Origin of the sequence: Aeromonas sp. A35_P (assembly GCF_002259925.1) — a bacterium.
Taxonomy (GTDB): Bacteria; Pseudomonadota; Gammaproteobacteria; order Enterobacterales; family Aeromonadaceae; genus Aeromonas; species Aeromonas dhakensis.
The window spans coordinates 1-19,247 of the sequence record NZ_NEVB01000251.1 but is presented as its reverse complement, the minus strand read 5'-3'; the positions used below and the strand labels follow the sequence as shown (position 1 = coordinate 19,247).

General features: G+C 62.4%; 22 protein-coding genes and 1 pseudogene. 17 read left to right on the top strand and 6 right to left on the bottom strand.

Annotated features, from left to right (window positions below):
• Positions 1 to 342, top strand: a 342-nt coding sequence (locus CAK78_RS20920; RefSeq protein WP_141214109.1) for a transposase, incomplete at its 5' end; no start/stop codon positions are given.
• A 129-nt stretch (positions 343 to 471) separates the two neighbouring features.
• On the opposite strand, the gene fkpA is transcribed toward CAK78_RS20920, so the two are convergent.
• Complete coding sequence (gene fkpA, locus CAK78_RS20915; protein ID WP_094698569.1) at positions 472 to 1,278, bottom strand: FKBP-type peptidyl-prolyl cis-trans isomerase; 807 nt, start codon at positions 1,276 to 1,278, stop codon at positions 472 to 474.
• A 119-nt stretch (positions 1,279 to 1,397) separates the two neighbouring features.
• On the opposite strand from fkpA, the gene CAK78_RS20910 reads away from it, so the two are divergent.
• Both CAK78_RS20910 and CAK78_RS20905 read left to right on the top strand, forming a co-directional pair.
• Positions 1,398 to 2,366 carry a WD40 repeat domain-containing protein gene (locus CAK78_RS20910; RefSeq protein WP_094698568.1) on the top strand — a complete coding sequence of 323 codons (969 nt, stop codon included), beginning with the start codon at positions 1,398 to 1,400 and terminating at the stop codon, positions 2,364 to 2,366.
• A 14-nt stretch (positions 2,367 to 2,380) separates the two neighbouring features.
• Positions 2,381 to 2,596 carry a SlyX family protein gene (locus CAK78_RS20905; RefSeq protein ID WP_094698567.1) on the top strand — a complete coding sequence of 72 codons (216 nt, stop codon included), beginning with the start codon at positions 2,381 to 2,383 and terminating at the stop codon, positions 2,594 to 2,596.
• Between the two features lie 62 nt (positions 2,597 to 2,658).
• Here CAK78_RS20905 and CAK78_RS20900 read toward each other — a convergent pair whose 3' ends face one another.
• Together CAK78_RS20900 and CAK78_RS20895 are read right to left on the bottom strand one after the other, a co-directional pair.
• Positions 2,659 to 3,297 (bottom strand): FKBP-type peptidyl-prolyl cis-trans isomerase, encoded by a 639-nt coding sequence (locus CAK78_RS20900; RefSeq protein WP_005303992.1) that lies wholly within the window; start codon positions 3,295 to 3,297, stop codon positions 2,659 to 2,661.
• Positions 3,298 to 3,529: 232 nt separating this feature from the next.
• Positions 3,530 to 3,736, bottom strand: a complete 207-nt coding sequence (locus tag CAK78_RS20895; protein WP_005303994.1) for a YheV family putative zinc ribbon protein — start codon at positions 3,734 to 3,736, stop codon at positions 3,530 to 3,532.
• 39 nt (positions 3,737 to 3,775) lie between these two features.
• On the opposite strand from CAK78_RS20895, the gene CAK78_RS20890 reads away from it, so the two are divergent.
• The 4 genes from CAK78_RS20890 to CAK78_RS20875 all read left to right on the top strand — a co-directional run bounded on the left by CAK78_RS20890 (position 3,776) and on the right by CAK78_RS20875 (position 6,934).
• On the top strand, positions 3,776 to 4,462 hold the full coding sequence (locus CAK78_RS20890) for a hypothetical protein (RefSeq protein WP_094698566.1): 687 nt from the start codon (positions 3,776 to 3,778) through the stop codon (positions 4,460 to 4,462).
• Between the two features lie 182 nt (positions 4,463 to 4,644).
• A complete protein-coding gene (locus tag CAK78_RS20885; RefSeq protein ID WP_005304001.1) occupies positions 4,645 to 5,544 on the top strand; it encodes a chemotaxis protein in 900 nt (299 codons plus the stop codon).
• A gap of 56 nt (positions 5,545 to 5,600) precedes the next feature.
• Entirely contained in the window at positions 5,601 to 6,584 is a 984-nt protein-coding gene (locus CAK78_RS20880; RefSeq protein ID WP_094698565.1) for a hydrolase, read from the top strand.
• Between the two features lie 107 nt (positions 6,585 to 6,691).
• Positions 6,692 to 6,934, top strand: coding sequence for a YheU family protein (locus CAK78_RS20875; RefSeq protein ID WP_094698564.1), 243 nt, complete (start codon positions 6,692 to 6,694; stop codon positions 6,932 to 6,934).
• A 425-nt stretch (positions 6,935 to 7,359) separates the two neighbouring features.
• On the opposite strand, the gene CAK78_RS20870 is transcribed toward CAK78_RS20875, so the two are convergent.
• A complete protein-coding gene (locus CAK78_RS20870; protein WP_094698563.1) occupies positions 7,360 to 8,706 on the bottom strand; it encodes a UDP-glucose dehydrogenase family protein in 1,347 nt (448 codons plus the stop codon).
• Positions 8,707 to 8,927: 221 nt separating this feature from the next.
• Between CAK78_RS20870 and arnB the strand changes: the two genes are divergently transcribed.
• From arnB to CAK78_RS20825, 9 genes are all read left to right on the top strand, one after another.
• Positions 8,928 to 10,064 (top strand): UDP-4-amino-4-deoxy-L-arabinose aminotransferase, encoded by a 1,137-nt coding sequence (gene arnB, locus CAK78_RS20865; protein ID WP_094698562.1) that lies wholly within the window; start codon positions 8,928 to 8,930, stop codon positions 10,062 to 10,064.
• A 6-nt stretch (positions 10,065 to 10,070) separates the two neighbouring features.
• The gene (gene arnC, locus CAK78_RS20860; protein ID WP_017782079.1) at positions 10,071 to 11,051 is read left to right on the top strand and encodes an undecaprenyl-phosphate 4-deoxy-4-formamido-L-arabinose transferase; all 981 of its coding nucleotides are present in this window, start codon (positions 10,071 to 10,073) and stop codon (positions 11,049 to 11,051) included.
• On the top strand, positions 11,048 to 13,039 hold the full coding sequence (gene arnA, locus CAK78_RS20855) for a bifunctional UDP-4-amino-4-deoxy-L-arabinose formyltransferase/UDP-glucuronic acid oxidase ArnA (RefSeq protein ID WP_094698561.1): 1,992 nt from the start codon (positions 11,048 to 11,050) through the stop codon (positions 13,037 to 13,039). The genes arnC and arnA overlap by 4 nt, the downstream gene beginning before the upstream one ends.
• Entirely contained in the window at positions 13,032 to 13,931 is a 900-nt protein-coding gene (gene arnD, locus CAK78_RS20850) for a 4-deoxy-4-formamido-L-arabinose-phosphoundecaprenol deformylase (RefSeq protein ID WP_094698560.1), read from the top strand. The genes arnA and arnD overlap by 8 nt, the downstream gene beginning before the upstream one ends.
• A gap of 69 nt (positions 13,932 to 14,000) precedes the next feature.
• The gene (gene arnT / locus CAK78_RS20845) at positions 14,001 to 15,644 is read left to right on the top strand and encodes a lipid IV(A) 4-amino-4-deoxy-L-arabinosyltransferase (protein ID WP_094698559.1); all 1,644 of its coding nucleotides are present in this window, start codon (positions 14,001 to 14,003) and stop codon (positions 15,642 to 15,644) included.
• Entirely contained in the window at positions 15,644 to 15,988 is a 345-nt protein-coding gene (locus tag CAK78_RS20840; RefSeq protein ID WP_094698558.1) for an EamA family transporter, read from the top strand. Before arnT ends, CAK78_RS20840 begins: the two co-directional genes overlap by 1 nt.
• On the top strand, positions 15,985 to 16,398 hold the full coding sequence (arnF, locus tag CAK78_RS20835) for a 4-amino-4-deoxy-L-arabinose-phosphoundecaprenol flippase subunit ArnF (protein WP_094698557.1): 414 nt from the start codon (positions 15,985 to 15,987) through the stop codon (positions 16,396 to 16,398). The genes CAK78_RS20840 and arnF overlap by 4 nt, the downstream gene beginning before the upstream one ends.
• A gap of 166 nt (positions 16,399 to 16,564) precedes the next feature.
• Positions 16,565 to 17,434 (top strand): phosphoribulokinase, encoded by an 870-nt coding sequence (locus CAK78_RS20830; RefSeq protein ID WP_019840217.1) that lies wholly within the window; start codon positions 16,565 to 16,567, stop codon positions 17,432 to 17,434.
• Between the two features lie 15 nt (positions 17,435 to 17,449).
• Positions 17,450 to 17,983, top strand: a complete 534-nt coding sequence (locus tag CAK78_RS20825) for a DUF4136 domain-containing protein (protein ID WP_094698556.1) — start codon at positions 17,450 to 17,452, stop codon at positions 17,981 to 17,983.
• A 62-nt stretch (positions 17,984 to 18,045) separates the two neighbouring features.
• Here the strand turns inward: CAK78_RS20825 and CAK78_RS20820 are convergent, their stop codons facing one another.
• Positions 18,046 to 18,342 (bottom strand): MliC family protein, encoded by a 297-nt coding sequence (locus CAK78_RS20820; protein ID WP_017763891.1) that lies wholly within the window; start codon positions 18,340 to 18,342, stop codon positions 18,046 to 18,048.
• A 49-nt stretch (positions 18,343 to 18,391) separates the two neighbouring features.
• Positions 18,392 to 18,796, bottom strand: a complete 405-nt coding sequence (locus CAK78_RS20815) for an OsmC family protein (RefSeq protein WP_005304045.1) — start codon at positions 18,794 to 18,796, stop codon at positions 18,392 to 18,394.
• Positions 18,797 to 19,118: 322 nt separating this feature from the next.
• Here CAK78_RS20815 and CAK78_RS20810 point away from each other — a divergent pair.
• Positions 19,119 to 19,247 (top strand): annotated as a pseudogene (locus tag CAK78_RS20810) (cAMP-activated global transcriptional regulator CRP); the annotation flags it as partial.

The window sequence follows — 19,247 nt, the reverse complement described above, 5'->3', positions numbered from 1 at the left end:
GCCAGTGGTAGCGCGGTGATATCCGATGGATTGGCCTGTTTCAGGGCGGTGAAGGAGGCCAATTGTGAGCACCTGGGTGTTGTCACCGGGGGCAACCTTGACTTGCTGGATCATCCGGCATTCAACTGGGTAAACACGATGATAGGGAATGTGAAGAACTCGCTGCGGGGCAGTTGCCATACGCTCGGAGCGAAGCATTTACCGAGACATCTTGCTGAATACTGCTTCCGGTTTAATCATCGTTTTGACCTCAAAAGCATGTTGGTTGAATTGGGGCATGCAGTCGTGGCAAGCCCTCCGATGCCATATCGGCTCTTGAAGCTGGCTGAGGGTCATGGGTAATCAGGATTGATTTTGTTGTCTATTTCGCCATCTTAGCACAGTTGGCGACTCTCTCTTTTATCCCGCCATTCGGCAGGATATACAAGCAAAAACGGCTCCCTAAGGAGCCGTTTTTTCAACGCGGGCCGTTTACTTCTTGGCATTCTCGCCATCGGCAGCCGGCTTCTCGATGGCCAGCAGCTCAACGTCGAACACCAGCACGGCGTTGGCCGGGATGGAGCCTGCACCGTGCTCGCCATAGGCCAGCTTGGACGGCAGGAAGAACTTGAACTTGGAACCGACCGGCATCAGCTGCACGCCTTCGGTCCAACCCGGGATCACCTGGTTGAGCGGGAAGGTGGCCGGCTCGCCGCGATCGACGGAGCTGTCGAACTTGGTGCCGTCGGTCAGGGTACCTGTGTAGTGTACCTTGACGATGTCGGTGGCCTTCGGCTTGGCGCCGGTACCCATCTTCTCGACCTGGTATTGCAGGCCGGATTCGGTGCTCTTCACGCCCTCTTTCTTGGCGTTGGCAGCCAGGTACTCTTCACCCTTCTTCAGGTTCTCCACCGCATCCTTGTCAGCCTTGGCCTTGGTCAACTCGTTGATCTTGGCATCGTATTGCTGCAGAACCTTCTGGATATCCTCGTCGGTCATCTTGGCTTCTTTGCCCAGACCGTCGGTGACGCCCTTCAGGATCACGGCATTGTCCAGCTTGATGCCGAGCTCCTGCTGGCGCTCCAGGGTATTGGCGATATAACGACCCATGGAGAGGCCAATTGCATAGCCGGATTGCTCTTCAAAGCTCTTGGCGTCAGCCTTGGGGGCCTCTGCCGGCTTGCTGGCTTCTGCCTTGACCTCTGCGGTATTCGCAGCAGTCTTCTCGTCTTTTTGGCAAGCAGTCAGACCTACGGCAACCGCCGCAGCCAACAGGGACACCTTCAGAAAATTGTTCATCAGTTTCTCCAAAACTCTAAATACCGCTCTCGGTTCCTTCGTGAAATGAGAGGTTTATCGTGATAAGCGCCTTATACTAACGCCGTGATCGCAGGTAACGAAAGCATGAGACAGGAAAAATGATAAAAAGTGCCATTTATCTCGTCGCGGTTTGCCTGATACTGACAGGCTGCGAACAGAGCTCATCGCCAGACCGGCAACTGACCCTCGCCAGCCAGGGGCTGCTGAGCGCCGATCTGACCAGTGACGGCAAACAGGCCATCGTCTCCAGCCTGGGCCAGGGCACGGTAGTGTGGGACCTGGAGCAGGACAAGGAGCGCTGGCGCTGGCGCCAGTCCGACAATCCGGACGACTTCGTCATCATTACCCGCTTCTCGGCGGACAACAGCCACGCCGTGACCGCCAGCCTGAATACCTTCGGAGTCTGGCGCCTCAAGGATGGCCAGTCCCAAGGCTACTATTCGCTTCCTGAATCCAGGCTGAGGGACATCGCCCTCTCCGCCGACGGCCGCCAGGTGCTGATCGGCCGGGAAGACGGCAAGGCGGAGGTGGTGGACACCCGCACCGGCCGCAGATTGCAATTCCTCGGCCACACCGAGCAGGTCAACACAGTCGACATCTCCCCCAACGGCCGTTACGCCCTCACCGGCGGCAACGACTACAGCGCCTACCTGTGGGATACCCGCAGCGGCCAGGTGGTGTGGCGCTTCAACCACGCCGGCCGGGTGGTACTGGCCCGACTCGACCCGAGCGGACGGCTCGCCTTCACCGCCGACAGCCGCCAGGCCAGCATCTGGGATCTGACAACCGGCAAGGAGCTGAGCCGGCTGCAATTCGATCACCGCTTCGAGGTCTACACCACGGCGCGCTTTGCCAACGACGGCAAGTGGCTCATCACCGGCGCCCCCTCCCGCCAGCTCTCCCTGTGGCAGGTGAGCGACGGCAGCCTGCTGCAGAGCTGGCGCGTCTCGCCCCATCCCAAGGTGAAACCGCCGAGCGCAGTGGTCTACGGCGTGGCTTTGCGCGACAATAGCAACCTTGTCAGTGCCAGCTCCAGCGGCCTGGCCGAAATCTGGACTATCAAGTAAGGACCAAAAGGCCCATGAGTCAGCAATTAAACGATCGCCTCGAAACCCTGGAAAGCCGCCTCGCCTTCGCCGAATACACGGTGGAGCAACTCAACGAGGAGGTCACCACCCAGGGGCGCGAGCTGGATCGGCTCAAGCATCGGATCCAGCTGCTGATGGACAAGCTGCAGAGCGTGCAGCCAAGCCAGATCGCCAGCATGGCCGAAGAGACCCCACCGCCGCACTACTGAGTGCGCAGCCATAAAAAAACCCGCGCCAGGCGCGGGTTTTTTTATCATCGGCCATGCCGTGATCAGTGCTGATGGCCCTTGCCACCGCAACCGCCGCCACCGCAGCAGCCGCCGTGACCATGGTCGTCGCCGTGGTCATGACCGTGATCGTGGCCGTGATGGCCACCGCCGCAGCAACCGCCGTGCTCATGGTCGTGACCATGATCGTGGTCGTGGCCATGGTCGTGACCGCAACCACCGGCACCGTGCACGTGGCCGTGGGCCAGCTCTTCGGCAGTGGCGGCGCGCACGTCCTTGATCTCGACCTTGAAGCCCAGGGTCACGCCGGCCAGCGGATGGTTGCCATCCACCTTGACGAACTCTTCGGACACTTCGACCACGGTCACCGGACGGTGGCCTTCGTCGGTCTCGGCCACAAAAGTATCCCCTTCAGACACTTCCATGCCGTCGAACAGCTCGCCCGGTACTTCTTGCACCAGGTTCTCGTCGTACTCGCCATAGGCCTGGCTCGGCGTCAGGGTGACGTCGAACGCCTCGCCCACGCTGCGCCCTTCCAGCTCGGCTTCGAGGCCGGAGACCAGATAACGGGTACCGTGCAGATACACCAGAGGCTCTTTACCGACAGTGGTGTCGATGACTTCACCGTGTTCGTCGGTGACCGTGTATTCCAGCGTAACCACGCTCAGGGGAGCTACTTTCATGTCAGGGATCCTGCGGATAGAAAAAAACGGGCCCAGAATACCTCAAAAAGGCAGACAAGCATATGGTGGGCCCGGCTCGGTCGTGATGAAAAAGTCAGCAGGGGATGGCAATGCAAAGCCGCCCGCCATCCCGTTGGCCAGCACTCATGGGAGTGAGCGGCTCGCTGGCCCGTGCAGGCCGGCGACCGCCATCAGCCCGAGGGATAGGTACAGTCCACGCTCTACCCCTCCATTATTCCGGGCGAAAAACCCCGATCACCTGCTCGGTCTCACGGGTCACCCTGGCCACCTCGGCCTCGGTCTGCACCTGGGTGTCTCCGCACTCGACGCAGGTCACCTTCTCGACTCCATGCTCCATATACAGCATCATGGTGTCCATTTTGCCGCACGCCGGGCAGACAGCCCCGGCAATGAAGCGTTTTTTACGTCTGGTTTCCATTTTCGTTACCTCCGGGCAGCATCATATCAGGGTTTTTACATGCATCACGCCATCGAACATCAGCATTTTTTCACCCCCCATCTGCAAGTCGGCGTTCGCAAACGCGTGCCGGCAGGGCAACTGCTGCGGATTGCACGGGGTGCGGCGCTGCTGCGACTCGGCGCCCATGAGCTGCTGCTGACGGCGGGAAGCCACTTCTGGCTCTGTGCCGATGCCCTGGCCGCGTTCAGCCCGCTGGCCGGCTGCCGTTACGATCTGCTGACCTGCTCGGTGCGTGTCGACCAGCCCGCCCAGGCGGGATGGCTGCAACCCGGCCCGCTGCTGGATCCCCTGTTCGACAGCCTGGCCGACTGGCAGCGCCCCCGCGACTGGCACGGCGCCTACGGTCACCGGTTGCAGGTACTGCAGGACGAGCTGCAGGGCTGCCCCATCCAGCCACAGGCGGATGTTGGGCTGCAGACTGCCTGGCAGGGGCTGGCCGGAGGCCAGGCTGGCGGCAACGAGGCATGGCAGCAGGCGCTGGCGCAGCGCGGTCTCAACGAGCCGGCACTGGCGGCCGATGCCCTGCGGGCGCAGTGGCAGCTGCTGCAGGCGGTGCGTCTGCTCAAAAGTGGCAGCAAGGCTCCTCAGGTGGCGAGCAAGCTCGGTTACGAGGATGAGAGCGCCCTCGATCGCGCCTGCCAGCAGTGGCTCGGCTGCCCGCTGGCGACCCTGCTCGCGGTCTGACCGCCCCCTCGCAGCTCGGCCCCCGGCGCTTCGCAACAGGGCGGATCGCCGCAATAAATGGATAAAATGAGTCCAGTTTTACGGCAAACGGTCGTTAATAACGGAAGGGCCATTTCTCCTATAATCCTTTATGCTAGGGGCCTGAATCGACTGATACCGTTTTGACTCACAGGACATCTGCCATGAAAAGCAAGGCCAACCAATCCCAGGGCATGTTGCTGTTTCATCTCTCGGCCAAGCAATCCTTCGCCATCGGCACCCTCAAGGTAAAAGAGATAGTGCCCTACACCCAGCTGACGGCCATGCCGCACTCGCACCCAACCGTGCTCGGTGCCGCCAGCATGCGTGGCACAACCATCCCGGTGATCGACATGGCCATGGCGGTGGGTTATCGCCCGATCAGCCAGGAAGAGATGCCGCACTGCTTCATCATCATCACCGACTGCCGCCGCACCCTGGTGGGCTTTCTGGTGCGCGGTATCGACAAGATCACCGAATGCAACTGGCGCGACATAGCGCCGCCCCCCGCCTCCCTCGGTCACAACGTGTTCGTGACCGGCGTGACCCGGGTCAATGACCAGCTGATCCAGCTGCTGGACGTGGAGCTGATCCTCTCCCGGGTCTACCCGGACGACCCCAGCCACCTCTATCCGGTGTTGACCGATGTGCAACGGGAGCGGATCAAGCCGATGCGGATCCTGCTGGTGGACGACTCCTCGGTCGCCCGCCGCCAGCTGATGGCGGCACTGGACTACATCAACATCCCCTACGAGGTGTGCACCAACGGCAAGGATGCGCTGACCCTGATGCAGACCCGGGCCGCCCAGAAGACCCCCATCGACATCCTGGTGAGCGACATCGAGATGCCGGGGCTGGACGGCTATGAGCTGGCCTTCGAGGTGCAGAGCGACGCCAAACTGGCGGGTGCCTACATCATCCTGCACACCTCGCTCTCGAGCGAGATCAGCGTGGAGCGGGCCCACCAGGTGGGTGCCCACGAGGCGCTGACCAAGTTTGAAGCCAACGAGCTGATCCAGGCCATGCTGCGCGGTGCCGAGCACCACGACAGCCTGCCGGCCTGATCCCGACGGCGAGCTGCCAGGCTGCTCGCCGTTTCCTTTTCTGTCCCGGACCCAGCATGCTGATCGAAAGCCACTTTCACGCCCCCTGGTGGGCGCGCAATCCCCACCTGCAAACCATTTTGCCCAAGTGGCTGCGCCGCCAACCGGCCCGCTTTGTGGCCGAGCGCTTCGAGCTGGCGGACGGCGACTTCGTCGATCTCGCCTGGAGCGGCGAGACAAGCCAGGATGAGCGACCGCTCATCGTGCTGTTTCACGGGCTGGAGGGGAGCATTCACTCCCACTATGCCAAGGGGTTGTTCGCTCACCTGCAGCGCCAGGGCAACGAAGCGGTGCTGATGCACTTTCGCGGCTGCAGCGGCGAGCCAAACCGGCTGTTGCAGGCCTATCACTCCGGTGCCATCGAGGATGCCCAAGCGGTGATCGCCGAGCTCGGCCGCCGCTTTCCCGGCAAGCCGCTCATCGCCATCGGCTATTCGCTGGGGGGCAACATGCTGGTCAATCTGCTGGCGCGCGCCTGCCCGCGCGAGCTGAAGGCGGCGGTGGTGATCTCGGCGCCGCTGCGGCTCGATAGCTGCGCCGATCGGGTCAATCAGGGCTTCTCGCGGGTCTATCAGAGCTATCTGCTGCGCACCATGCGCCACAACCTGCAGCAGAAGATCCGGCAGCAGGCGGCGGCTAGCGCCCGCTGGCAGCCGCAGCAGGTGCGCGCCATCGCCACCCTGCGCGACTTCGACGAACAAGTCACGGCGCCGCTGCACGGTTTTGACAGCGCCGCTCACTACTACCAGCGCTGCTCAGGTCTGGGGATGCTGGCGCAGATCCCCATCCCCACCCTGGTGATCCATGCCGCCGACGATCCCTTCATGACCGACGCGGTGATCCCGCAGGCGGAGCAGCTCTCCCCCATGGTGCGTTACGAGCTGAGCCGGTGGGGCGGCCACGTGGGCTTTCTGCACGGTACGCCCTGGCGGCCAAGATTCTGGCTGGAGGAGCGGATCAGCCAGTGGCTGCAGGAGCAGACTCAAGGTACGAGCCGGTAGCCATGGCGGCCGCTCTCTCACCTCATCGGCGGGCGGCCAGATAAATCCCTTGCGCTGGCCGACCACAGATAGACAATACCCGTTCTCTGGTAACGGAAGATGAAACCATGATAATCCCCTGGCAAGAGCTGGATGCAGACACCCTCAACAACCTGCTCGAGCACTTCGTGCTGCAGGAAGGCACCGAGTATGGCGAACAGGATGTCAGTCTGGCCGACAAGGTCGACGATGTCAGAGCTCAGCTGCAGCAGGGCGTGGCGGTGATCGTGTACAGCGAACTGCACGAAAGCGTGAACATAGTGCCCAAGGCGACCCTCGACAGGGCGCAGGTGGACGACCTACAGCAATAGCCTGCCCATCGCCGTTGCGGGCCTGCCACCCTGGCAGCCCTTCTCCCTGTCTGTTCCCGCCGGATCTCCCTGCACCCGATAAAACAACATGGCCCTGCGCAACTGCGCAGGGCCATGTTGACTGGCATTGCTGCCACCTTGCCAAATCTTGTTCATGCCGGTTCTGCAAACACCCAGGGCCCTAGCGCGGCCAGTCCTCTCTCCCCGGCAGCGGATAATGACATGAGTGACCGCAATAATTAAGCGCCGGGCCATATCGACAAAATAGAATAAATAAAGCGAAGTAGATCACAATATTAAATTATTATGACAACAGCTCGCACTAACCATAAAAATAGTGAGAACTATATCTCGTTTCAGCCAATACCCAGCAGATTAGTCCGCCATGCAGATGATTATTGATGGCGGCCTGATATTACCTGTTGTTATTTCATTACCGATTCACCCCGGCCGATGGCGTAATAATGGAACCCATGATCTTTCATGCGGCCAGGATCAAACAGATTGCGACCGTCCACGATCAGGGGACACTTCAACGCCTGCTTGATGGCGGCAAAGTTGGGAGCCTTGAAGTGGTTCCACTCGGTGCAGATCACCAGAGCATCCGCCCCAAACAGCGCAGCCTCCTTGGTACCCATCAAGCGCAGCTTGTCGCAGTTGCCGTAGATATGCTGGGCCTCCTGCATCGCCTCGGGATCATAAGCCTGTACGGTCACACCGGCCTGCCACAGCGCCTCCATCAGGGCCCGGCTCGGCGCCTCGCGCATGTCGTCCGTGTTGGGCTTGAACGCCAGCCCCCACAGGGCGATGGTCTTGCCGGCCAGGGTCTCCCCTTCCGCCAGGAAGAACGCTGACAGCAGCTGAAACAGCCGTGATTTCTGCAATTCGTTGACCCGCTCCACCGCCCGGATCAACGGAGTGTCGTACTCCAGCTCCTGGGCCGTGGCCAGCAAGGCTTTGACATCCTTTGGAAAACAGGAGCCACCATAGCCACAGCCGGGGTAGATGAACTGATAGCCGATGCGCTGATCCGAACCTATCCCCTGGCGCACCATCTCGATGTCGGCCCCGACCCGCTCGGCCAGGCCGGCCATCTCGTTGATGAAGCTTATCTTGGTGGCCAGCATGCAGTTGGCGGCGTACTTGGTCAGCTCGGCGCTGCGCACATCCATGAACAGGATACGGTCGTGGTTGCGGTTGAACGGCTCGTAGAGCTCGCGCATCAGCTGGCGGGAGGCCTCGTTGGTCGTCCCGACCACGATGCGATCCGGCCGCAGGCAGTCCTGGATGGCGGAGCCCTCTTTCAGAAATTCGGGGTTGGAAACCACGTCGAAGGCGAACGACTTATCCCGCTGTTGCAAGATGGCCTTCACCCTGGCGGTCACCTTGTCGGCGGTGCCCACCGGCACGGTGGACTTGTTGACTATGATGACGGGCCGGTCACGATGCAGGGCGATGGTCTCGGCCACCGTCAGCACATGACGCAGGTCGGCGGAGCCATCTTCCCCCGGTGGCGTCCCCACCGCCAGAAACTGCACATCACCGTGTTCGACAGCCTGTACGGCATCCGTGGTGAACACCAGGGCGCCGCTCTTGATGTTGCGTTGCAGCAGGGTGTCGAGCCCGGGTTCATAGATGGGGACATGACCGTCCATCAGGGCAGCCACCCGCTGTTCATCGACATCGACACAGATGACCTGGTGACCGACGTCGGCCAGCACGGTGGCCTGAACCAGGCCCACGTAGCCACTTCCAAATACAGTAATGTTCATATTGATACAACCAAAATGTCAGAGAATTTGTAATTTGGAAAAACAAAGAGTTTGGGGGGTTATAAATATTTATCACATTACCTAAGATGTCCGCACCAGTTAATTGTTACCAGCTGTTTCTGGACCATTGCAGGCCCGCTTTTATATCCGTATGTTGAGTAAAACCGTTTGGGGGAGCCCAATTTCGTGGGCGCTGATTAATATTCTTTGTTGGATCTCATATGCAAGATTTTCTGCCATTTTCACGGCCAGCCATGGGCGATGCCGAGATAAGTGCTGTCTGTGATGTATTGAAATCGGGCTGGATCACCACGGGCCCGAAGAATCATGAGCTGGAGCAGCAATTCTGCCATACCTTCGGTTGCCAGCATGCCGTCGCCCTCTGCTCCGCCACCGCCGGCATGCACGTCACCCTGATGGCGCTGGGCATAGGCCCGGGAGACGAGGTGATCACCCCCTCACAGACCTGGGTTTCCACCATCAACATCATCACCCTGCTGGGGGCCGAGCCAGTCTTCGTCGACGTGGACCCGGATACCCTGATGACCAGCGCCGAGCTGATCGCCCCGCTCATCACCGCCAGGACCAAGGCCATCATCCCGGTGCACTATGCCGGCGCCCCCATCGACCTGGACCCCATCCTCGAGCTGGCCGGCCGGCACGGTATTGCGGTCATCGAGGATGCCGCCCACGCGGTCGGCACCCGCTACCGGGAGCGCTGGATCGGCGCCAGCGGCACCGCCATATTCTCCTTCCACGCCATCAAGAACATGACCTGCGCCGAAGGGGGCATGCTGGTGACCGACGACAAGGCGCTGGCAGACAAGGTGCGGATGCTCAAATTCCACGGCCTGGGAGTGGATGCCTTTGATCGCATGAGCCTGGGCCGCAAGCCGCAGGCGGAGGTGATCACCCCTAGCTTCAAGTACAACCTGGCCGACATCAACGCCGCCATCGCCCTGGTGCAGCTGGCGCGCCTGCCCGAGCTCAATGCCAAACGGGCCGAACTGGTGGCCCGCTACCAGGAGCGGCTGGCCGGCCTGCCGCTGGCACCGCTCGCCGTGCCAGGCTACCCCCACCTGCACGCCTGGCACCTGTTCATGGTGCGGGTCGACCCCGAGCGCTGCGGCCTCGATCGGGATCAGCTGATGCAGGCGCTGCAGGAGCGCGGCATCGGCACCGGTCTGCACTTTCGGGCAGCCCATACCCAGAAGTACTACCGCGAACGCTACCCGACCCTCAGCCTGCCCCATACCGAGTGGAACTCCTCACGCCTGTGCACCCTGCCACTCTTCCCGGACATGACGCTGGCCGACGTTGACCGCGTGGTCGCAGCCCTTATCGACATATTGGAGTAATGCAACGTGAACAACACTGACATCAAGCTGGTTTCGGTGGTCATCCCCGTCTACAACGAGGAGGCCAGCCTGCCCGTGCTGCTGAGCCGGGTCACCGCCGCCTGTGATCAGCTGTCGCAGGATTACGAGGTGATCCTCATCGACGACGGCAGCCACGACGGCTCAACCGAGCTCATCAGCGAAGCCGCCGCCCGCGAGGGCAGCAAGCTGGTCGGGGTGCTGCTCAACCGCAACTACGGCCAGCACGCCGCCATCATGGCCGGCTTCGAGACCGCCAAGGGAGATCTGGTGATCACCCTGGATGCGGATCTGCAGAACCCGCCGGAGGAGATCCCCCGCCTGGTGGAAGCCGCCATGCAGGGCTACGACGTGGTGGGCACCATGCGCCGCAACCGCCAGGACTCCTGGTTTCGCAAAACCGCCTCCAAGCTCATCAACAAGTCGGTGCAAAAGGCCACCGGCGTGCACATGAGCGACTACGGCTGCATGCTGCGAGCCTATCGCCGCCACATCATCGACGCCATGCTCTGCTGCCAGGAGCGCAGCACCTTCATCCCCATCCTGGCCAACAGCTTCGCCCGCCGCACCATAGAGCTGGAAGTGGGCCATGCCGAGCGGGCTCACGGCGAGTCCAAATACGGGCTGATGCACCTCATCAACCTGATGTATGACCTGGTCACCTGCATGACCACCACCCCGCTGCGTCTGCTCAGCATCGTCGGCAGCGTGGTGGCGGGCATCGGCTTTACCTTCTCCATCCTGCTGATCCTGATGCGCCTCATTCTGGGCGCCGACTGGGCCGCCGATGGCGTCTTCACCCTCTTTGCCATTCTCTTCACCTTTGTCGGCGTGCAGCTGCTGGGCATGGGGCTGCTGGGAGAGTACATAGGCCGCATGTACACAGACGTGCGCGCCCGTCCCCGCTACTTCATCCACCGGATCGTGCGCACCGCCACCACCCCTTCGCAACAGGAAGCTGAACAATGAAAGTCGTCGTCTTTGCATATCACGATATCGGTTGCACCGGCATCGAGGCCCTGCTCGAGGCAGGCTACGAGATCCAGGCCGTCTTCACCCACGCCGACGATCCGGGCGAGAACCGCTTCTTCGGCTCGGTCGCCCAGCTCTGCGCCGAACACAACCTGCCGGTCTACTCCCCCGAGGACGTGAACCACCCGCTCTGGATCGAGCGCATTCAGGAGATGGCGCCCCAGGCCCTCTTCTCCTTCTACTACCGCAACATGCTCAAGCAGGCGATCCTCGACATCCCGACCGTCGGCGCCTTCAACCTGCATGGCTCCCTGCTGCCCGCCTACCGCGGCCGCGCGCCCATCAACTGGTGCCTGGTCAACGGCGAGACCGAGACCGGCATCACCCTGCACCAGATGACCGCCAAGCCCGATGCCGGCGCCATTGTCGCCCAGCAGGCGGTAGCCATTGCCGACGACGACACCGCGCTGACCCTGCACGGCAAGGTGCGCCTCGCCGCTCGGGCGCTGCTGGAGCAGGAGCTGCCCAAGCTGCGCGCCGGCGACATCCGCCTCACCCCGCAGGATGAGAGCAAGGCCAGCTACTATGGCCGCCGCACCCCGGCCGATGGCGAGCTGCACTGGCACCGCCCGGCCCGCGAACTGCACAACCTGGTGCGCGCCGTCACTCAGCCCTACCCGGGCGCCTTCAGCTTCGCCGGCGATCGCAAGCTGACGGTGTGGAAGAGCCACTGGCTGGCCCAGCAGAGCGACAAGCAGCCGGGCACCATCCTGAGCCAGGAGCCGCTGCGCATCGCCTGCGGTGAAGGGGTGCTGGAGATCGTGGCCGGTCAGGCCGAAGGGGGGCTCTATGTACGCGGCGCCCAGCTGGCCCGCGAACTGGGGCTGGTGGAAGGGATGAAGGTCGGCGCCAAGGCGAGCAATGCCCTGCGCAAGGCGCGGCTGACCCGGGTGCTGATCCTCGGCGTCAACGGCTTCATCGGCAACCACCTGACCGAGCGCCTGCTCCAGGATGGCGGCTACGAGGTCTATGGCCTCGACATCGGCTCCAGTGCGGTGGATCGTTTCATCGGTCACCCCAACTTCCACTTCGTGGAGGGGGACATCAGCATCCACACCGAGTGGATCGAGTATCACATCAAGAAGTGCGACGTGATCCTGCCGCTGGTGGCCATCGCCACCCCCATCGAGTACACCCGCAACCCGCTTCGCGTGTTCGAGCTCGACTTCGAGGAGAACCTCAAGATCGTCCGCTACTGCGTGAAGTACCACAAGCGCATCATCTTCCCCTCCACCTCCGAGGTGTACGGGATGTGCGACGATCACAGCTTCGATGAAGACAGCTCCCGCCTCATCGTCGGCCCCATCAACAAGCAGCGCTGGATCTACTCGGTCTCCAAGCAGCTGCTGGACCGCGTCATCTGGGCCTACGGCAAGAAAGAGGGGCTCAACTTCACACTGTTCCGTCCCTTCAACTGGATGGGGCCGCGTCTGGACAGCCTGGACTCTGCCCGCATCGGCAGCTCCCGCGCCATCACCCAGCTGATCCTCAACCTGGTTGACGGCACCCCGATCCAGCTGGTGGACGGCGGCGCCCAGAAGCGCTGCTTCACCGACATCGAGGACGGCATCGAGGCCCTGTTTCGCATCATCGAAAACAAGGAGAACCGCTGCGACGGCCAGATCATCAACATCGGCAACCCGGACAACGAGGCCAGCATCCAGCAGATGGCCGAGATCCTGCTCGCCAAGTTCGAGGCTCACCCGCTGCGCGACCAGTTCCCGCCGTTCGCCGGCTTCAAGCTGGTGGAGAGCAAGTCCTTCTACGGTGACGGCTATCAGGATGTCTCCCACCGCCGGCCGAGCATCGCCAATGCCCGCCGCCTGCTGGACTGGGAACCGACCATCGAGATGGAAGAGACCATAGGCAACACCCTGGACTTCTTCCTGCAAGGAGCGGTCACCTCGGGAGTCGAGCATGACTGAGGTAGGTCTGCGGATCGACGTCGATACCTTCAGGGGGACCCGTGACGGGGTGCCCCGCCTGCTGCAACTGCTCGACAAGCATCAGGTCAAGGGGAGCTTCTTCTTCTCGGTCGGACCGGACAACATGGGGCGCCACTTGTGGCGCCTGCTAAAACCCCGCTTTCTACTGAAGATGCTGCGCTCCAACGCAGCATCCCTCTATGGGCTGGACATCCTGCTGGCCGGCACCGCCTGGCCCGGCAAGTCCATCGGCAAGCAGCTCGGCTCCCTGATGCGCGACACCGACAGCGCCCGTCACGAGGTGGGGCTGCACGCCTGGGATCACCACGGCTGGCAGGCCAACACCGGGCGCTGGGACGAAGCCGAGCTGACTCGCCAGATCCGGCTCGGGGTGGATGCGCTCAATCAGATCCTGGGACGCGAAGTGGACTGCTCCGCCGCCGCCGGCTGGCGGGCCGACCCGCTCACCACCCAGGCCAAGGAGCAGTTCGGTTTTCGCTACAACAGCGACTGTCGCGGCAGCGGCCTGTTTCGGCCCCTGCTGCAGGATGGTCGTCCCGGCACCCCGCAGATCCCGGTCAACCTGCCCACCTTCGACGAGGTGGTGGGCCATCAGGTGACGGTCGACGGTTTCAACCGTTTTCTGCTGGATCAGCTGGCGACCCCGCCGGCGCAGGGCCCCCACGTCTACACCATCCACGCCGAAGTGGAAGGGATCGTGATGGCGGATCAGTTCAATGCCCTGCTCGGCGACGCCAGGGCGCGCGGCATCCGCTTCGTGCCGCTCGGGGATCTGTTACCATCCGACCCGACCACGCTGCCCACCGGCCGGCTGGTACGCGGCGCCCTGCCCGGACGGGAGGGCTGGCTCGGCTGCAAGGCCGAGGCCTGAGATGAATGACGCCACCTCGGGTGGCAGGACTAACCATAGCGCTAATCACACCATGCAACAGAGGATGTCATGACGTTGACCAAGTGGGCCCTGCCCCTGTTCTTTCTCTTCTTTTACCTGCTGCCGCTCGACCAGCGGCCGCTCTGGAGTCCGGACGAAAACCGCTACGCCGAGATAAGCCGGGAGATGGTGAGCACCGGAGACTGGGTCGTCCCCCATTTCCTGGGCTTGCGTTACTTCGAGAAGCCCATCGCCGGCTACTGGTTCAACAGCATCAGCCAGCAGCTGTTCGGTGACACCAACTTCGGCGTGCGCTTCGCCTCGGCCGCCGCCACCGGCCTCAGTGCCGTGCTCATCTTCTGGTTCGCCCTGCAGTTGTGGCAGTGCCGGCGCAAGGCGTTCCTCGCCGGACTCATCTATCTGTCGCTGCTGATCGTCTACGACATCGGCACCTACAGCGTGCTGGACGCCATGGTGACCCTCTGGCTCAACGCCGCCATGGTGAGCTTCTACATCATCCGCAAGGAGGGCTCCCTTGCCAGCCGGGTCGGCGGCTATCTGCTGTTCGGCCTCGCCTGCGGCATGGGCTTTCTCACCAAGGGCTTCATCGCCCTGGCGGTGCCGGTGGTGGTCATAGTGCCCTACGTCATCTATCAACGCCGTCTGCTCGAGCTGGTGCGCTTCGGGCCGCTGGCGATCCTGAGCGCGGCCGTGCTGGCGGCGCCCTGGGCCATCGCCGTGCACCTGCGCGAACCGGACTACTGGCACTACTTCTTCTGGGTTGAGCACATCCAGCGCTTCGCCGCCGACAACGCCCAGCACAAGGCGCCGTTCTGGTACTACCTGCCCATGGGGCTGCTCGGCACCCTGCCCTGGCTCGGCCTGCTGCCCGGCGCCCTGCGCAAGGGCTGGCAGGAGCGCAAGATAAGCCCGGAGACCCTCTACCTGCTGGCCTGGGTGGTGTTGCCCTTCCTCTTCTTCAGCGTGGCCAAGGGCAAGCTGCTCACCTACATACTGCCCTGCTTCGCCCCGCTGGCCATGCTGATGGCCGCCAGCGCCGTCGATCTGCTCCAGGAGGGGAAAGAGCGGGCCTTCAAGATCAACGCCTGGCTGAACGGCCTGTTCGGCCTCATCTGCCTGATCGTGCTGGCGGTGCTGGCCTTCTCCCCCCGCCACGCCGTCTACGGCGAGGAGGATCACGGTGCGCTGGCGGTGGCCATGGTCATCTTTGCCGGCTGGAGTCTGCTTGGCTTCGTTCAGCTCAAAGCCATCAACCAGCGCTGGACCCTGAGCGCGCTCTGCCCCATGGTGCTGGCCATCGGCCTGCCCTGGGCACTGCCGCAATCGCTGATCGACTCCAAGCTGCCGGAGCGCTTCATCGAGGCCAATCAGGCCGTGCTGATGAAGTCAGGCACCCTGCTGGCCAACGACGTCGGGCTGGCCTCCTCCCTCGCCTGGGGCACCCGGCGCAGCGAGATCAACCTGTTCGACAGCAAGGGCGAGGTGCATTACGGCCTCGGCTACCCGGATGCGGCGGGGCGCTACGTGGCCCGCGCCGACTTCCCGGCCTGGCTGGCAGAGGCGCGTAAAAATGGCCAGGTAGCCCTGCTGATGAAGACGGATCGCGACGGCAACACCGGGCCCGTGCCCCCTGCCGACGAGACCATCGTCAGCCACCGGCTGACCCTGCTCATCTACCACGGGGCCCAGTGATGGACATACTGCTGCTGTTGCTGGTGTGTCTGCTGACCTGCAGCGGCCAGATGCTGCAAAAGCAGGCGGTCATCAGCTGGCAGCGCCACCCCTGCAACCACTGGCAGAAGCTGCGTTCCCCCTGGCTCATCGCCAGCGTGGCGGCCCTCGGCAGCGGCATGCTGCTCTGGATCTACCTGCTGCAGAGGCTGCCGCTCGGCATGGCCTACCCCATGCTCAGCATCAATCTGGTGCTGGTGCTGGTGGGCTCCAGACTGTTCTTTCACGAGCAGATCAGCTATCACAACTGGCTGGGGGTGGGCGCCATCATAGTGGGCGCCCTGCTGCTGGGAGGTTTGCTATGAGCGGCGGCCATCAGCAGGCGCTGAAGGGGTATCTCTACGTGCTCGGCAGCATAGTGCTGGTAACGGTGGCCCAGCTCGGCATGAAGTGGGGGGCGATCCAGCTGCCGACCTGGCAGCCGGATCTTGCCGTGATGCTGGCCCAGCCGCTGCCGCTGCTGGTGATCCTGGCCGGCATCGGCTGCTACGCCCTGTCGCTGCTCTGCTGGCTGGCGGCGCTGCACTCCACCCCGCTCAACATCGCCTACCCCCTGCTCAGCACCAGCTATGCGCTGGTCTACCTGCTGGCGGTCAACATCCCGCTCTTCGCCGAGCCGCTGGAGCCGGGCAAGGCGCTCGGGGTGCTGTTTATCCTGCTGGGGGCCGTGCTGGTGGGGATCAAGCCTGCGGCCGGCAACAAGCAGGCAGACTAGTTTTTCTCTTGTTTGTCGCAAGGGCTGCCATGGCAGCCCTTTTTTCGTCTGCCGCCGATGCTGGCACGCCAGCGAAGCAGTTGCGCGGTGGTACTGTCAGACCGCACACTTGACCGTACTCGGAACATGCCCTTATAACGGAAACTCCCAAGGAAGAGAGAATTCTATGTCGGCCAAGCATCCCATCATTGCGGTTACCGGTTCGTCCGGTGCCGGCACCTCCACCTCCACCATCGCCTTTCGCTCCATGTTTCATCAGCTCGGATATCAGGCGGCCGTGGTGGAAGGGGACAGTTTTCACCGCTACACCCGCCCGGAAATGGACGTGGCGATCCGCAAGGCGCGCGAACAGGGGCGCCACATCAGCTATTTCGGCCCCGAAGCGAACGACTTCGGCCTGCTGGAGAGCTTCTTCCAGGAGTACGGCCAGAACGGTAGCGGCCAGTATCGACGCTACCTGCACAGCTTCGACGAGGCGGTGCCCTTCAACCAGATGCCGGGTACCTTCACCCCCTGGCAGAACCTGCCAAACGACACCGACCTGCTGTTCTACGAAGGGCTGCACGGCGGCGTGGTCACCGAGGAACACAACGTGGCCCGCCACGTGGACTTTCTCATCGGGGTGGTGCCCATCGTCAACCTGGAGTGGATCCAGAAGCTCATTCGCGACACCTCGGAGCGCGGTCATTCGCGCGAGGCGGTGACCGACTCCATCGTCCGCTCCATGGATGACTACATCAACTTCATCACCCCCCAGTTCTCCCGCACCCACATCAACTTCCAGCGGGTGCCGACGGTGGACACCTCCAACCCCTTCAGCGCCAAGGTGATCCCGAGCCTGGACGAGAGTATGCTGGTGATACGGTTTCGCGGCATCAAGCAGGTGGACTTCCCCTACCTGCTGTCGATGATCGACGGGTCCTTCATGTCACGGATGAACACCATAGTGGTGCCGGGCGGCAAGATGGGCTTCGCAATGGAGCTGATCCTGCGCCCGCTGATCCAGCAACTGCTCGAAACCGGCAAGATCACCTGAGCCAAGGAGCTGACGATGCGGTTAGCATTTATCTCTGTGGGATTGGCCGCCCTGCTGGGTGGCTGCAGCAGCGGCCCCGCTGCACCGACCCTGGAGGCGGGCACCATGGTGGTGCGCCCGGCGGCCAGCTGGCCGTTCGGGGCGACGCCGCGCTATGCGCTGGCCGAGCAGTTCCAGTATGCCGGCGACAGCGCCGAGGGCTGGCTGGAGCCGGTCCAGCAGGCGGTCAACCAGACGCTGGGCAGCAAGGGGTGGCAGAGCGTGCCCCTCGACGAGGCCGACCTCTGGGTCGCCATCGGGGTGGCCGGCAGCAAGGATCTGAGCGACGGCGAGATCTTCGCCCGCCTCGGCATGACGCCGGGGCTGCAGGCCAAGGCCGATGCCCGCAAGGGGACCCTGGCCATCGTGCTGCTCGACCGGCGTACCCAGCAGGCGGTGTGGAGCAGCGCCATCTCCCTGGCCAGCGACGTGGCCATCGCCGAAGGGGATCGCCAGCAGCTGAGCCGGCAGCTGGCCGCCAAGATGCTCGGCTCCCTGCCCACCCGCTGATCCCTTCCTTTGAATGCAAAACGGCCTGCATCAAGCAGGCCGTTGCGATCACACCATGACAGTCACTTGCGCTGGCAAGTCAGCAGAGTTACCCCTTTCTGGCTGAGGATGGCCTGCTTCTCCTGGTTCCAGAAGGTGGTGACACCGTCGGAATACTTGGCACCGGACTCCGCCTCGACCCGGCCCAGCTTGTGGTAGACGCCGGCATAGGGGAACTGCACCATGTCGGCCTGGGCGTCATAGGTCACGGCCAGCATCTCTTCACCACACTGGTACTGGCTGAACTGGTATTGGGTCGGCTGCGGCATGCTGCAGGCCGCCAGTCCCAGCAGGGGGAGCAACACTATCATTTTTTTCATTGCACTTTCCTTATGTCATGGCGTTATTCGATCGGAATAATCACGGCTATCAGGCTTCAACAATTTGATAACTATGGGTAATTTCTACCGCTTTTTCCAACATCAGGGAAACTGAACAATATTTTTCCATCGACAGATCCACCGCGCGGGCCACCTGTTTCTCGGCCAGCCCCTTGCCGGTCACCACGAAGTTGAGGTGGATCTTCTCGAACACCCGCGGTACCGAGTCCGCCCGCTCTCCGGCCAGCTCCACATGACAGGCGGTCACGGATTGACGCGCCTTCTCCAGAATGGAGACCACATCAATTGAGCTGCAACCACCCACCGCCAGCAGGATCATCTCCATCGGGCTGGCACCCTCGCCGGGGTTGGCGCCGTCCAGGATCACCTGGTGACCGGACTCACTCTCGCCCACAAACTTCATGCCTTCCACCCAGCTGACCTTGGCTTTCATTTCACTTTTCCTCTTGATGACGACAGATCTGACCGACATAGCATACCCCAGACAGCGCGACAGCGGCACATATCCGCCATTTTCACGAACTTCCGGGCTAACTAGATCAAAATCAACATCTGATGCCCCCAGCTTCCTTACAATGGCGAACGGAGCGCAGCAGGGGTTGAGCAGGGGTTGCAAGGGGAGCTGGCAAAAGCCCTCAAAGCCTTGTCAGCACAGACAAAGGCTCTTATCCTACTGCGACTAATACAAGGAATGGCAAGGTTGGCAGCTTGCCCGGACGCACGAGTCCATAAAAAGACACTACAGAGGAATTCTCATGGTCATTGGCAAACCGCAAAGCGATCCCACCCTGGAATGGTTCTTGTCGCACTGCCACATTCATAAGTATCCCGCCAAGAGCACCCTGATCCACGCGGGTGAGAAGGCGGAAACCCTCTACTACATC